9 protein-coding genes and 1 pseudogene are annotated in these 14,193 nt (G+C 69.8%); 7 read left to right on the forward strand and 3 right to left on the reverse strand.

The window, feature by feature from the left end; translation table 11 throughout:
• The first annotated feature begins 471 nt into the window (after positions 1-471).
• The 5 genes and pseudogenes from F0357_RS11600 (at position 472) to F0357_RS11620 (ending at position 5,637) form a co-directional block, all read left to right on the forward strand.
• Positions 472-966 carry a tol-pal system-associated acyl-CoA thioesterase gene (locus tag F0357_RS11600; protein WP_153481465.1) on the forward strand — a complete coding sequence of 165 codons (495 nt, stop codon included), beginning with the start codon at positions 472-474 and terminating at the stop codon, positions 964-966.
• Between the two features lie 319 nt (positions 967-1,285).
• The gene (gene tolQ, locus F0357_RS11605; protein ID WP_153481468.1) at positions 1,286-1,999 is read left to right on the forward strand and encodes a protein TolQ; all 714 of its coding nucleotides are present in this window, start codon (positions 1,286-1,288) and stop codon (positions 1,997-1,999) included.
• A gap of 9 nt (positions 2,000-2,008) precedes the next feature.
• Positions 2,009-2,464 (forward strand): protein TolR, encoded by a 456-nt coding sequence (gene tolR / locus F0357_RS11610; RefSeq protein WP_153481470.1) that lies wholly within the window; start codon positions 2,009-2,011, stop codon positions 2,462-2,464.
• A 3-nt stretch (positions 2,465-2,467) separates the two neighbouring features.
• Entirely contained in the window at positions 2,468-3,499 is a 1,032-nt protein-coding gene (tolA, locus tag F0357_RS11615) for a cell envelope integrity protein TolA (protein ID WP_153481472.1), read from the forward strand.
• Positions 3,500-3,802: 303 nt separating this feature from the next.
• Positions 3,803-5,637, forward strand: a pseudogene (locus F0357_RS11620) (heavy metal translocating P-type ATPase).
• Between the two features lie 82 nt (positions 5,638-5,719).
• On the opposite strand, the gene F0357_RS11625 reads toward F0357_RS11620, so the two are convergent.
• A complete protein-coding gene (locus F0357_RS11625) occupies positions 5,720-8,572 on the reverse strand; it encodes an autotransporter outer membrane beta-barrel domain-containing protein (RefSeq protein ID WP_208948301.1) in 2,853 nt (950 codons plus the stop codon).
• A gap of 591 nt (positions 8,573-9,163) precedes the next feature.
• Here F0357_RS11625 and tolB point away from each other — a divergent pair.
• Both tolB and pal read left to right on the forward strand, forming a co-directional pair.
• Complete coding sequence (tolB, locus tag F0357_RS11630) at positions 9,164-10,444, forward strand: Tol-Pal system beta propeller repeat protein TolB (RefSeq protein ID WP_246161652.1); 1,281 nt, start codon at positions 9,164-9,166, stop codon at positions 10,442-10,444.
• Positions 10,445-10,616: 172 nt separating this feature from the next.
• On the forward strand, positions 10,617-11,111 hold the full coding sequence (gene pal / locus F0357_RS11635; protein ID WP_376767831.1) for a peptidoglycan-associated lipoprotein Pal: 495 nt from the start codon (positions 10,617-10,619) through the stop codon (positions 11,109-11,111).
• Positions 11,112-11,208: 97 nt separating this feature from the next.
• On the opposite strand, the gene F0357_RS11640 is transcribed toward pal, so the two are convergent.
• Both F0357_RS11640 and F0357_RS11645 read right to left on the reverse strand, forming a co-directional pair.
• Positions 11,209-12,156, reverse strand: a complete 948-nt coding sequence (locus F0357_RS11640; protein WP_153481484.1) for a DMT family transporter — start codon at positions 12,154-12,156, stop codon at positions 11,209-11,211.
• 132 nt (positions 12,157-12,288) lie between these two features.
• Positions 12,289-14,034 carry a RodZ family helix-turn-helix domain-containing protein gene (locus F0357_RS11645; protein ID WP_153481487.1) on the reverse strand — a complete coding sequence of 582 codons (1,746 nt, stop codon included), beginning with the start codon at positions 14,032-14,034 and terminating at the stop codon, positions 12,289-12,291.
• Positions 14,035-14,193: the final 159 nt, after the last annotated feature.

Raw genomic sequence — 14,193 nt, forward strand, 5'->3', positions numbered from 1 at the left:
GCAAGGTCGGATCGGCGACGTCGCCGCCGGTGGCCGGGGCCGCGGATTGCGCCGCACGTGATTCGGTCGCGCCGAGGCCCATCAGGAGGAGCACGGCGGCGAGGGCGCCGACGGCGGTCCGCACACGGCCCCGCGACCTTTCGCCCCGCTGGCTCTGCGATCCCATCCGAAGCCCTCCTGCGCCGGAGCCGGCCGAATCGGCTCCCGCCCCGCACGGCGAAGGCTCCGGGAGGCCGCGCGGCCGGTCAAGCCCGGGGTGCGGCCCGGTTTCGATGCCGGCCGGCCGGGCCAGGGGACGGGCGAGAGGCAGAGCGAAGAGCGCGACGCTTGATCCCGCGGCCCACTCGGGCGACAAGGCCAACTCACATGGCCAACCCAAATGACACCCCCCGGCACCCTCATGCCGCATTGCGATGCCATGAGCCCCGTCTCGTCGGCCGCGCCGCTCAGGCCCGCCATCGGAGGATCTCGATGAACGACGCATGGTCGCGGGAGTGGCCCGATCTCTCCGGACTCCTCGTCGGGCAGCGCCATCTCCTGCCGATTCGGGTCTATTACGAGGACACGGATTTTTCCGGCATCGTCTACCACGCCAATTATCTGCGCTTCATGGAGCGGGGACGGACGGATTTCCTGCGCCTTCACGGCGTCGGGCATACCGCGCTCGGTGCCGGCGAACACGGCGAGCCGCTCGCCTTCGCGGTGCGGTCGATGGCGCTCGAATTTCTGGCGCCGGCGCGAATCGACGACCTCCTCATCGTCGAGACCGTGCCGGCTTTGATGGGCGGCGCGCGATTCACCATCGACCAGCGGGTGCTGCGGGTCGGCGACGAGACGGAGGACTCGGTCCTGGTGACCGCGCGGGTCACGGTCGCGCTGATTGGTGGCGACGGCCGCCCGCGACGCATTCCGCCGGGGCTCAGGGCGCAGATCGCCTCGACGCCGGAGGATGGCGCGGGCGCGTGACGAGCACCGCTGCGGTTGGCTTCGATCGGCCCTGCGCACGTGGGACTTGCCTTTGCCTTCCAACTTTCGACACGATTAACAGGAAACACAGGCTCGATTCCCGATCAGGCTTTCCCGGTGCCCGCCGATCCCGCAGGCGGTTCGGGCGGCGACGGACGGTCGGGGTCCTGCCGCGGGGGAGCTCGGTCCCGCTCGGCAGGTGCCACCGGCCCCCTGGGCGGGGATATCTTCGAGGCTCGGCCATCTTTCCACGGGTCGGCGCGACGGGGCGGGACGCGCCGGCACGCCACCGACGAACCGCGACGAGGTCGACAGGACCATGAATCCCGCTGACGTGGCGAGCACGGCGCTCGCCGCCCCTTCCGCCGACATCTCGCTCATCAGCCTCTTCCTGCAGGCTTCCATCATCGTGAAGGTGGTGATGCTGGGCCTGCTGTTCGCCTCGATCTGGTGCTGGGCGATCATCATCGACAAGCAGATCCTGATCACCCGCACCCGCTCGCAGATGAACAAGTTCGAGGAGGCCTTCTGGTCCGGCCAATCCCTCGAGGAGCTCTACCGAACGCTCGCGGGGCGCACCAATTCCGCCCTCGGCGCGCTGTTCGTCGCGGCGATGCGCGAATGGAAGCGCAGCCACGAGGGCGAGCGGCCGGCGATCGCGAGCCTCGCCCAGCGCATCGACCGCGTGATGGACGTAACCATCGCCCGGGAGACGGAACGGCTCGAACGCCGCCTCTTAGTGCTCGCCACCGTCGGCTCGGCCGGCCCCTTCATCGGCCTGTTCGGCACCGTGTGGGGCATCATGACGAGCTTCCAGGCAATCGCGGCCTCGAAGAACACCAGCCTCGCGGTCGTGGCGCCGGGCATCGCCGAGGCGCTGTTTGCGACCGCGCTCGGCCTCGTCGCCGCCATCCCGGCCGTCATCGCCTACAACAAGCTCTCCGCCGAGGTGAACCATCTCGGATCCCGCATGGAGGCCTTCGCCGACGAGTTCTCCGCGATCCTGTCGCGGCAGATCGACGAGCGGCGCTGAGGAGCGACCATGGGCGCTGGCATCGGACCGATGGGAGACACCGGCGGGGGGCGACGCAGGCGCCGCCGCAACCGCCCGGTGAGCGACATCAACGTCACGCCGCTCGTCGACGTGATGCTGGTGCTGTTGATCGTCTTCATGGTGTCGGCGCCGCTGCTCACGGTCGGCGTGCCCATCGATCTGCCCAATTCCCGTGCCAAGCCGATGGAAGGCGACACCCAGCCGATCACCATCAACATCAAGGCGGACGGCAGCATCGTCATCAACAGCGACACCCAGGTCACGCCGGACGAACTCGTCACCAAGCTCCAGGCCATCGCCAAGACCGGCGACGAGGAGCAGCGCATCTTCGTGCGCGGTGACAAGGCGGCGGACTACGGCACCATCATGAGCGTCATGGGCCGCCTCAACGAGGCGGGTTTCCGTCACATCGGTCTGGTGACCCTGGGGGACGAAGGCTCGTAAGGGATGCGTTGGGATCCCGGTGTCATCGCATCGACGGTCGGCCACGCGGCGATCCTGCTCTGGATCCTCGTCGGCTTGCCGCGCACCGAACCCCTCGCGGCGCCGCCCATCGACGCGATGCCGGTCGATCTCGTGCCGATCTCGGAGACGACCAACGTCCACAAGGGCTCCAAGACGGCGCCCCTGAAGGAGGTGCCGCAGGCCTCTCCGCTCGACACCGCGCACAAGGACCGCACCGGCGACGACGTCGGCAACGCGACGACGCCGCAGCAGGCGCCGCCGACCCCGGAGACGACGAAGACCGCGGCCGAGCCCGACGCGGCCCCCCCGCCGCCGCCCCCGGCCGAGCCGACCCCGGCGCCGCCGAAGGAGGCGACCCCGCCGCCGCCTCCGCCGCCCCAGCAGGAGCCGACGCCGCCGACGCCCGAGGCGCCCGCCGAGGCCCCGCAGGAGGAGGCGCCCGCCCCGACGCCGCCGCCGCCCCCGCCGCCACAGAAGAAGCCGCCGCCGCCGAAGCCCGCGCCGAGCGAGAGCGCCGCCGACGCGGCCGCCGCCGCCCTGAAGAAGGCGCAGCAGCAGCCGGCGAAGACGGCGGATCAGAACGACAAGAGCAAGTTCAGCCCGGACAAGATCGCGGCCCTGCTCAACAAGGCTGCGCCGTCCGGCGGCGGCACCGCGTCGTCGAAGGACCCGGTCGCGCTCGGCAGCCCGCGCGGCCAGGGCAAGGGCAAGCTCAGCCAGTCGGAATATGATGCGCTGAAGGCGAAGATCTACAGCTGCTGGAACCCGCCGCCGGGCGGCATGGACCAGGGCGATTCGACCGCGCGCCTCGAGGTCAAGCTGAACCAGAACGGCATGGTCGCCTCGGTCTCCGTCGTGAAGATGGGCGACGCGCCGATGGCCCGCGCCGTCGCCGAGAGCGGCCGCCGCGCCGTGCTGCGCTGCGTGCCCTACGACATGCTGCCGCCGGACAAGTACGACGACTGGCAGCAGGTCAACATCACCTTCGACCCGCGCGACGCCACCGGCGGCTGAGCCGGGGCCGGGGTCGTCGGCCGGAGGCGTCGTTCTCCCCTCCGTTGAGTGGTTCTCCCCCTTCGTTGAGTCATGAGGCCTTTTCGGCGGTGCTGTTCCCGCGCCGCCGCAGAGGCTGTAGACTCGCGTCACGCGGGAAGGGTCCACACCCGACATCGCGTGCGTGCGAGGCGAGCCCCCGAGGCGGGGCCATGGTTCGCCGTCGGCGAGAGGTCCTGAAGCGCGCCCCGGGGAGCAAGCCCCGTGATCCAAGCGAACGCGACACGAGATCCGGACAAGCGAGAGCCGGAGACGCGCGCCCCGATTCAGCAGGACCGGCTGAAGATCGCGCTGTTGCTGATATCCTTGGCCGGCCTCCTGGCCGGCCTCGCGCTGCGCGTCGCCGGGCGAACTGACCTCGCCGCGCTCCTCTGGTTCCTCGCAGTTCTGCCGGTGCTCGGCGCCCTCGTCATCGAGATCGTGCGCAGTCTCCTGCGCGGCGAAGTCGGGCTCGACATCGTCGCGGCGCTCTCGATGTCCGCCGCGCTTCTGGTCGGCGAGACGTTGGCGGCGGCGGTGGTCGCCGTCATGTATTCCGGCGGCACCTTCCTCGAGAGCTTCGCAGAGGGCCGGGCGCGGCGGGAGATGCGCGACCTGCTCTCCCGCGTTCCACGCACTGCCACCCGCCACCGCGACGGCCGGCTGGAGGACGTGCCCCTCGACGCCGTCGCGCCCGGCGACACCCTGCTCATTCGCCAAGGCGACGTGGTCCCGGTCGACGGAACCCTGTCGTCCGCAGCCGCCTTCCTCGATCTGTCGGCCCTGACCGGCGAATCCCTGCCGGTCCGTCTCGAGGCCGGTGGCGCGGCGATGAGCGGCGCCACCAATGCCGGCGATGCGTTCGACCTGCTCGCCAGCCACCCGGCGAAGGACAGCACCTACGCAGGCATCGTGCGGCTGGTCGAGCAAGCCCAGCACTCGAAGGCGCCGATGGCGCGTTTGGCCGATCGCTGGTCGCTCGGCTTCCTCGTGGTGACGGTCGCGCTGGCCGGCGGGGCGTGGTGGGTGACGGGTGATCCGATCCGCGCCGTGGCGGTGCTCGTCGTGGCGACGCCGTGCCCCCTCATCCTCGCGGTTCCGGTCGCCCTCGTCGCGGGCCTGTCGCGGGCGGCGCGGTTCGGCGTGCTGATCAAGGGGGCCGCGCCGCTCGAGGCGATGGCGCGGATACGGACCTTGATCCTCGACAAGACCGGGACCCTGACCGACGGCCGGCCGCGGATCGTCTCGGTGGACAGCTTCGACGGGACGGAGCCCGACGAGATCCTCCGCCTCGCCGCCGCGCTCGATCAGGGCACCAAGCATCCGGTCGCGCAGGCGATCGTTGCGGCAGCACACGAGCGCGGCCTCACGCTTCCCGTCCCGACCCGGATCGCCGAGAGCCCGGGGGAGGGGCTCGTCGGGGACGTCGAGGGCCGTCCCGTCGTCGTCGGTGGCCAGAGCTTCGTCGTGGGCCGTGTCGGCGGCACGGCGGCGGCGCAGGCGCCGGCCCCTCCGGGTTCGGTTCAGGTCGCGGTCGCCATCGACGGGCGGCTCGCCGGGCGCCTCGTCATGGCCGACCCGCTGCGCGAGGGCACGCAGCGCATGCTGTCGCGCCTGCGGCGGCAGGGCGTCGAACGCATCCTGCTCGCGACCGGGGACCGCAAGGAGGTCGCCGAGCGCGTCACCGAAGGGCTCGGGCTCGACGGGGTGCGCGCGGGCCTGACGCCCGATCAGAAGGTCCTCCTGGTGCTCACGGAGCGCAAGAACGGCCCCGTCATGATGGTCGGCGACGGCGTCAACGACGCGCCGGCGCTGGCGGCGGCGGACGTCGGGGTGGCGATGGGGGCGCGGGCGCCGCCGCCTCCGCCGAGGCGGCCGACGTCGTCCTTCTCGTGGATCGCGTCGACAGGCTCGGCCCCGGCCTCGAAATCGCACGCGGCGCACGGCGGATCGCGGTCCAGAGTGTGGCGGCCGGTATCGGCCTGTCCGTGGTCGGGATGGTCGCCGCCGCCTGCGGATATCTGACGCCGGTCGAGGGGGCGCTCATCCAGGAGGCGATCGACGTCGCCGTGATCCTCAACGCGCTGCGTACCCTGCGCATCACGCCCAAGGAGGCGTGATCCAGAAACGGCTTCGGCAGGCCGCGGGCCTGCCGGAATTTGCGCTGGAAAAGGGCCCGCCGTCGGGCGGGCCCCGTCCGTGTCAGAAGCGGAAGCTGACGTTGGCCTGGAAGCCGTTGCTCGTCGCGCTGCCGGCATATTGGCCGACGTAGGAGAGGCCGACGCGGGCCTGGGGCGAGACCTGGAGGTCGATGCCGGCATCGAGCAGGGCGGTGTTCTTGGCGAGCGGCACGCCGCTCACGTTGAAGCTCGCGCTCGACAGGTTGGTGAAGGTCATCTGGGCGGTCGGCGAAAGATCGCCGAAGCCGTATTGCCAGGCGGCCGAGAGGTGCGGCGCCATGCTCATGCCGTTCGACATCGCGAAGGTGCTCGCCACCCGCAGGCCGAGGGTGCCGTAGCCGACATCGGCCGATTGCGAGGCGCCGCTGAGGCCGACCGCGCCGCCGCCGCTTTCGGTGAAGCTGTCGGTGTTGAGGTGCACCCAGGCGAGCCCGGCATAGGGCTCGAGCGCCACCGACTTCACCGCGAAGCCGTAGGAGACCTCGCCGAAGAGCTGGGTGGTGCCGCCGTTGTACTGGGAGCTCGGCTGCTGCGAGTAGCCTGCGAACGCGACCGTGCGGTCGGTGTCGATCTGGTTAAAGGCGTAGGTCGCGCCGAGGCGCAGGTTGAGCGGCCCGGCCTTGCCGCCCGCATAGAGGGCGAGCAGGAAGGAATCGACGTCGGACGAGCTCGACACCCCGTTCAGCGAGGCGTTCGACTGGGTGTAGCCGAGCGCGCCGCCGACCCGCCAATCGCCGATCGCGGCGTCGGCGCCGGAGATCACGCCGCCGATGCTCTCGTCGACGCCCGCGGCGTTGCCGTTGCTGTTGTAGTTCGTCCAGCTCCCGAGGCCCTGGGCCCACAGCGTGATCGCCGAGAAGGCGGCGGGATCGGCCGCTGCCGCATCGGCGGTCTTGTCGCCGGTCGCGAGCGTCTCCGTCGCCGCGGCGGCCTTGGTCTTGGTGCCGCCGGCCGTGGCGTAGGCGAGCTCCGGACCGCCGAAGGCAAGCGCGGCGAGCGTGCCCGATTCGCTCGAATAGGCGCCCTGGCGCAGGCGGCCCATCAGGGCGTTGCGGCTGTAGACGCCATCGCCGATCAGGACCGTCTGCTCGCTTGCGTAACCCTCGCCGGACAGGGAGGCCAGCACCGAGGGAAGCTCGCTCGCCGCGAGGCTGTAGAACGACGACAGGCTGCTTGGCAGGCTCGAAAGCGAGGCGCCGGTCCCGCTGTTGATGACGCCGTCGAGGGCGGCGCCGACGGACTGCTGGTTCGAGGTGGTCGCGGTGCCGGCGATGTCGGACGAGAGGTTGAGGGCGACGGCGTTCGGCGCGTAGCTGACCCCGGCGGTGATAAACGAGGGCAGGCCGGTCGTCGTCAGGCTGGCGAAGGTGCCGGTGACGCCCTCGCTCGCCGTGATCACGGTATAGGTGCGCTGTAGCGCGGTCGGGTTGGCGAAGCTCGCGGCGAGGGTGCCGTTCAAGCGGGCGGCGCCGGCAATTTGAAGGCTGTCGCTCGAGGCGCCGCTGACGCGCACCGCGAGGGTGCCGGTCGGGGTTTGTGCGAACACGCCCGAGATCTGGTGGACTGCGCCGGCGCCGGCGGCGCTGATGCCGAGCCAGCCGCTGTTCTCGAAGCGGCCGTCCGGCCCGGCGGCGAAGGCGACGACGCCGTCGATGGTGCCGGTGTTGACGACGATGGTGCCGTCGGTGTCCGCGGTCGTCGAGACCGCGAAGGCGCCCGGCGCGGCGGTGATGGTGCCGGCATTGAGCAGGGTGCTGTCGAGGCCGCGGAGCTGGACCGCCGAAGCGCCCTCGCCCGTGGCGGTAAGGACGCCGTTGTTGGTCACCACGCCGTAGGTGCCGGCGGAGACGCCGACCGCGTTGGTGCCTGAAACGGAGATGGTGCCGTCGTTGACGATGTCGTCGCCGCTGATGCCGCTGAGGCCGACGCCGTTCGCCGCCGTGACGGCGAGGCTGCCCGTGTTGCGGATCGGGTCGTAGACGCTGGGTACGGTGACGAAATAGTTCTGCATCACGCCGTTCAGGAAATAGAACCCGACGGCGTTGCCCGCATAGATCGAATCGATCGAGGTCAGAGACGAGCCCGGCACGTCGAGTTCGCGCCAATAATAGGTCCCGTCCGCGTTGATGTGCAGGATGGACGCATGGCTGTTGCCGGCCTGATCGAGCCAGTCGGCGGCGAGATTGTACTCACCGTGGCGGCCGCCGCCTGTGATGCCCTGGAAATGGGTCGTGATCGCGTCGGGGTGGTCGTAGGTCGTGAACGTGCCGGTCGTCATGTCGTAGAACATGCCGTGCTGGGCATCCAGCCCGGCGCTGGTCGTGTAACCGCCGACGATCTTGTCGCCATAGATACCGTAGGCGGTCGTCACCGTTGCGCCCGGACCCGACAGGTTCGTGTAGGTCTGCGTCTTGATATTGTAGATAAACGCGCCGGCACTGCCCTGAGACGTGTCGTAATTGCCGACCGCGTAATTGCCGAACTCGCTGTGCGGGATCGTGTTGATCACCGTCACGCCGCTCGACGACGGGTAGTAGATGTTGGTGTATTGCGCGCCCGGTGCCGCGGCGGCGTCATAGAGGTAGCCGATGTTGGAGGTCGAGGCGGCGGTCTTGTAGGAGCCGACGAGGCGCATCACGCCTTCAGGCGAGCCGAAGGTCGGGCCGTAGGGAAGTTGCGTCGTCGCTCCCGGATAGTTGACGCCGTTCGACGTATAGGTCGGGATCGGAACCCAAGTCTGAGTGTCGAGGCTGTAGAGCATACCGCCCGACATGCCCCCGCTGTTCGGGATGACGTAATTTCCGACGATGCTGTTGCCGCGGATTCCGGTGAAATTCATCTCCGCAACGCTGTAGGGGATATTGATATAGTTCAAGTCGTCGGCCAATGCGCCGTGCGAGCCCGCGAACATCGCGGGCAGAACAATCGCCGCACTGCGCATCAAATCGCACTGAAAACGTGATCGTTTCATTACCCCACCCCATCTCCAAAACGCGCGGGTTTAATTTCCGCCTTCTCTATACGGCGGAATTGGCCTCATCTTTAAGTTTTGGAAGCAGATCAAACCAAAAAGTTTCATCTCGGAACAGGGGAAAAGCGAGTCTGGCGAAAGGCCCGCACGCGGCGATTGAGCGAGGTGAGGCACCCGCGCGCCGAAGCGGATGGGGAGGCTGTCGCAGCGAGGCGGCTAGAGCGGCGCCGACAGGGGGCCGGCGTCGCTGTGGCGCAATCGCCATACTTGGTTAACGGACGGCCTATATTGGTGGCTTGCCACAATGTGTTCGCTTTCCGTCTGCACACGAAAAGCCAATCGACCGCTCAATCTTCACCGACCGCCGCCCCGGACCGGCGGTCATCGGAATGGACTTCAGGCATGACGATCGCCCATGAGACAGCGCCGATGCGCAGGCTCGGCGCGCCTCTCTCGACCTTCAAGGCGCTCTTCAAAGGTCTCGCCCTCGCCGTGATGACCGGCACCGCCGCCCTCGTCGGTGGTGTTGTCCCGGCCAGCGCCGTCGTCGAGATCGACATCAACCAGGGCAACGTTCAGCCGCTGCCGATCGCGATCCCGAACTTCATCTCCTCGAACGGCCTCGGCGCCCAGATCACCCAGGTGATCTCCGCCGACCTGCAGCGCTCCACGCTGTTCGCGCCGATCGATCAGGCGGCCTTCATCCAGAAGATCACCGATCCGAACGCCGTGCCGCGCTTCGAGGACTGGAAGGCGATCAACGCCCAGGCCCTCGTGACGGGCTCGGTCAGTCCGACCGCGGACGGCCGGCTCCAGGCCGAGTTCCGTCTCTGGGACGTCTATGCCGGCGAGCAGATGGCCGGTCAGCAATTCGTGACGACGCCGGAGAACTGGCGCCGCCTCGCCCACATCATCGCCGACGCGATCTATCAGCGCCTCACCGGCGAGAAGGGTTATTTCGACACTCGGATCGTCTTCGTCGACGAGAGCGGGCCGAAGACGAAGCGCATCAAGCGCCTGGCGATCATGGACCAGGACGGCGCCAACGTGAAATATCTGACCAAGGGCGACAGCCTGGTGCTGACCCCGCGGTTCTCGCCGAACAGCCAGGAAATCACCTACATGAGCTACGGGGTCGCCGACCCCCGCGTCTATCTGCTCAACCTCGAGAACGGCCAGCGCGAAATCCTCGGCAACTTCCCCGGCATGACGTTCGCGCCGCGCTTCTCGCCGGACGGCTCGAAGGTCGTCATGAGCCTGCAGCAGGACGGCAACGCCAACCTCTACGTGATGGACCTGCGCAGCCGCGCCACCACGCGCCTGACCAGCACGGCGGCGATCGATACGAGTCCGTCCTATTCGCCGGACGGCAGCCAGATCACCTTCGAGTCCGATCGCGGGGGCCAGTCGCAAATCTACGTGATGCCGGCGGGCGGCGGCGACGCGAAGCGCATCTCCTTCGGCGACGGCCGCTATTCGACGCCGGTGTGGTCGCCGCGTGGGGACTACATCGCCTTCACCAAGCAGGCCGGCGGCCAGTTCCAGATCGGCGTGATGAAGCCCGACGGAACGGGTGAGCGCATCCTCTCCTCGAGCTTCCACAACGAGGGGCCGACCTGGGCGCCGAACGGCCGCGTGTTGATGTTCTTCCGCGACACCGGCGGTCCGAACGGCGGTCCGCAACTCTGGTCGGTGGACATCACCGGCCGCGGCGAGCAGCGGGTCCCGACACCCGGCTTCGCCTCCGACCCGGCCTGGTCGCCGCTGCTCGACTGAACCAAGATTGACCCCGGCGCCGACCATCGCCGGGGTTTTTTTTGGCGCGAATCTTGGGGTTTGCGCCGGCATTGAAGGTGCGTTAACCACGTCGGCGAACCCGACATTAACCAACCGACACTACGGTCTGCCCGTCGTGCCGGAGCCCGAACGGCACAAGGAGAATTCGGACATGATGTTGACCATGGAGCGCGGCCGCGTGATGCGCTTCGCCGCCGTCTTCGCTGCGGCCCTCGCCGTTTCGGCTTGCGCCTCGAAGAACCCCAACGACCTTTCCGGCGCCGCCGGCCAGGCGACTCCCGGCTCGCCGCAGGACTTCGTCGTCAATGTCGGCGACCGCGTCCTGTTCACCGTCGACTCGACCGAGCTGACGCCGCAGGCGACCGCCACGCTCGACAAGCAGTCGCAGTGGCTGAACCGCTACTCGCAGTACAAGATCACCATCGAAGGCAATGCCGACGAGCGTGGCACGCGTGAGTACAACCTCGCCCTCGGCGCCCGCCGCGCGAACGTCGTGCGCAACTATCTCGTGAGCCGTGGCGTCGCCGCGACCCGCATCAAGACGATCTCCTACGGCAAGGAACGTCCGGTCGCGGTGTGCGACGACGAATCCTGCTGGTCGCAGAACCGCCGCGCGGTCACCGTGCTCAACGGCGCGGGAAGCTGATCCGACGTCGTTTCGGAGCGCGATGACGCGCTCCGATGCCTCTCTGAAAAGGCCGTCCGCACCCCGTGCGGGCGGCCTTTTTCGTTGCCGGGCTTCGTCAGGGGGTGCGGAGGGCCGAGAACCGGTCCCGCAGGGCGCGCCAGGGGCGGCCGTCAATCGCCGCGAGACCGAGGGCGATGAGCGCCATACCGGCGAGGTGACGGGGCAGGATCGCCTCGCCGAGGACCACGACGCCGAGCAGGATCGCACTCACGGGCACGAGCAGCGTCACCAGCATGATGTTGATAGCGCCGGCGGCGGCGAGCACCCGGAAGAACAGGATGTAGCCAAGCGCGGTCGAGAGGGCGGCGAGGCCGAGGATCGCGCCGATCGCGGCGGCGCTCGGCCACGGTTCGCTCCACGGCTGGTCGACGAGGAGCATGACCGGCATCAGCACGAGGCTCGACGCGGTGACCTGCCCCGTGGCGGCGGCGATCGGCGCGACGCCCATCCGCCGGAAGCGGCGCCCGAACACGCCGGCGAAGGCATAGGAAAGGGCCGCACCCAGGCACGCGAGGTCTGCGACGGTGTCGGTGCCGATCCGGCCGAGCGCCGCGCTGCCCATCATCACCGCGACGCCGACGAGGCCCGCGAGCACGCCGAACAGCCGGGGCGGCGTGAGCTTCTCGTCGGCCGTGAGGACGTGGGCGACGACGACGCCGAACAGCGGGGTCGTGGCATTGAGGATCGAGGCGACCCCCGACGGGATGTGTCCCTGGGCCCAGACGATCAGGCTGAACGGGATGACGTTGTTGAGGATGCCCATCCCGAAGAAGGCGGCCCAGACGGCGCGGCCGCGCGGCGCGGGCTGACCGGAGAGGAGGAGGACGCTCCACAGGATCGCCGCCGCGATCACCACCCGCGACACCACGACCGTGAAGGTCGGCAGTTCGCGCACCGCCACGCCGTTGAAGAAGAACGAGCCGCCCCATAGCACCGACAGAACGAGGAGCATCCCCCACGCGCCGGCGCTCATGGACTTGGTGCCTGGGGTGGATGCCGTCATGTCGCGCGCCGCCTCTCTGGGGTGGCGCATCTTATCGCCCGGCGCGGCGCGGTCCGCACGCCGCTTCTTGCGCTTGAAACGAAAAAGGCCGGCGCGAACGCCGGCCTTGGGATTTCATCGCGGGACGGGGGATCAGCCGCCGTTCCAGGCGGCGAGCGCCTCTTTCATCGCGGCGTCGCCCGTCGTGCCCTTGCGGATCGTCAGGATGGCGCGCTTGCCGTTGGTGAAGACCATCGGCACGTCGATCCATTCGCGGTCGCCGAGGAGTTCGAGATTGCGCGCCTTGTCGGCCTGGGACGAGGACAGCGCGATCCAGAACAGGTTGTCGGAGACGCGGGCCGAGGCGCCGAGGAGGGCGTCGCCACGGTCGTCCGAGGTGCGCTTCATGATGATGCCGGGCACGCCCTGGATGCCGCCGCCGTTGAACTTCGGCCCGAGATCGAACGAGATCTCGACGAGGTGGCTCGCCGGCAGCGCGGCGTCGCGGTTCTGGCGGACGACGAGCGTGACCTTCATCGACTTTTCGGGAATGTCGATCACGGCGCGCACCAGCGGCTCGGGCGCACCGCCGCCGAAGGATTCGCGGGTCATCGTCCAGGTGACGTCGCCGGTGAAGGCACCGCCGCGGCTACCCGGCACTTCGCCCTCTTCGTAGAGGGTTGCCGTCGCCGGGCCCGGTGCGACCTGGGTGTTGTCCGTCGAGGACTGGGTATCGGCCGGCGGGGCCGCCGGCGCCGGGGTCGAAGGCTGCTCCGCACCGGCGTTGTCGGCCGGGGTCGCCGGCTGCTGGGCGGGGGCCGACGTGTCGGTCGAGGCCGGCGGCGCCGGCGTCGTGTCGGCCGGAGCCGCCGGGGTCCCGGCGTTGCCGGAGGTGCTGGCGTCGGACCCGCCGCTCATCGAGGGCAGGCGATCCTCGTCCTTCGGCGCGCCGGTGTCGGCGGGCTGGGTGTCCGCCGGCTGGGCGGTCGCCGGCGGCGAGGCCGTCGACGCGGTGTCGGTGCTCTTGTGGGCGAGGAGCGCGGTGATGCGGCTGCGCTCCATATAGGCCACGGCCGCCGCGGCGACGAGCACGAGCACCACGACGATGGCGATGATCCGTCCGCGCCCGCTTTTGCGCGGCGGCGGCGCGGCCGCCTCCTCGACATCGAGGCGGTCGTGCTCGACCCAATCCTCGGCGACGTCGTCCGCATCGGCGCGGGACGGCGGCGCTGCGGGCATCGGCGCGGCCGGCTCTGCCCGATCCGCGAACGGATCGGCCGGCATCGGCTCGCCGCCTTTGCGGCTGCGGCCGAACAGGCCGCGCTTCTTCGGCGCCTCGGCCTCGGCGGCCGGCGCGTCGGGATCGGGCGGGAAGACCGGCTCGTCCGGCTCGCTCGGAATGGGGCGGATCGGCGGCGCCCAAGCGGTGACGCGCGGGGGTGCCTGCGGCTCGGGCGGGGCAGCCGGGGTCTCGCCGAGGGGGGCAGGCGCGGCGGGGGAATCGACCGGCGGCGCGTAGGACCGAGCCTCCGGTGCGGCGCGCGACGGCACCACCGGCGGCACGGGACGACCCTCCGGGGCATATCCTGCGCTCGGGCGCTCGGCGGACGGCTGCGGTGCGGCGACCGGCGGTGGAGGCGGCGCGGCGGGACGCGGCGCGGTCGGGCGGGGGGCGGCGGCGAGCGCGGCGCGCGAGGCCTCCTGCTCGATACGGCGGACCGCCTCCTCGAGGGCGAGGCGCTGCTTGGTGATCTCGCTCGCCGGGAGGGGCGGGTCGATGCTCTCCAGTTGGCGGACCAGCGCGGTACGAGCCTTCTCGTAGATCGCGCGCCGCGCCTGACCGGTATTTTCCGGCAGCGTGCCGACCGCGCGCTGCAGCACCGAATAATAGTCCGCCATGCCGTGCTCGTGAGGTCCTGTGCCAACGCGGGTCGTGTGCGCGGCGGTCTGCGCCGCCTCGAGCCCCGCGCCGAAAGAGATCCGGGCCCATCGGTACGGGCACGACCAGTCAAGGCGCGGAATCACTCCCGCAATCACCGGTGACTGGCCGCAAACCGT

This window comes from Segnochrobactrum spirostomi, assembly GCF_009600605.1.
Classification (GTDB): Bacteria; Pseudomonadota; Alphaproteobacteria; order Rhizobiales; family Segnochrobactraceae; genus Segnochrobactrum; species Segnochrobactrum spirostomi.

Bases quoted from the DNA above. Each gene is read 5' to 3' on its own strand.
- F0357_RS11600 (WP_153481465.1), top strand. From the start codon at position 472: ATGAACGACGCATGGTCGCGGGAGTGGCCCGATCTCTCCGGACTCCTC.
- tolQ (WP_153481468.1), top strand. From the start codon at position 1,286: ATGAATCCCGCTGACGTGGCGAGCACGGCGCTCGCCGCCCCTTCCGCC.
- tolR (WP_153481470.1), top strand. From the start codon at position 2,009: ATGGGCGCTGGCATCGGACCGATGGGAGACACCGGCGGGGGGCGACGC.
- tolA (WP_153481472.1), top strand. From the start codon at position 2,468: ATGCGTTGGGATCCCGGTGTCATCGCATCGACGGTCGGCCACGCGGCG.
- tolB (WP_246161652.1), top strand. From the start codon at position 9,164: ATGACCGGCACCGCCGCCCTCGTCGGTGGTGTTGTCCCGGCCAGCGCC.
- pal (WP_376767831.1), top strand. From the start codon at position 10,617: ATGATGTTGACCATGGAGCGCGGCCGCGTGATGCGCTTCGCCGCCGTC.
- F0357_RS11640 (WP_153481484.1), bottom strand. From the start codon at position 12,156: ATGACGGCATCCACCCCAGGCACCAAGTCCATGAGCGCCGGCGCGTGG.
- F0357_RS11645 (WP_153481487.1), bottom strand. From the start codon at position 14,034: ATGGCGGACTATTATTCGGTGCTGCAGCGCGCGGTCGGCACGCTGCCG.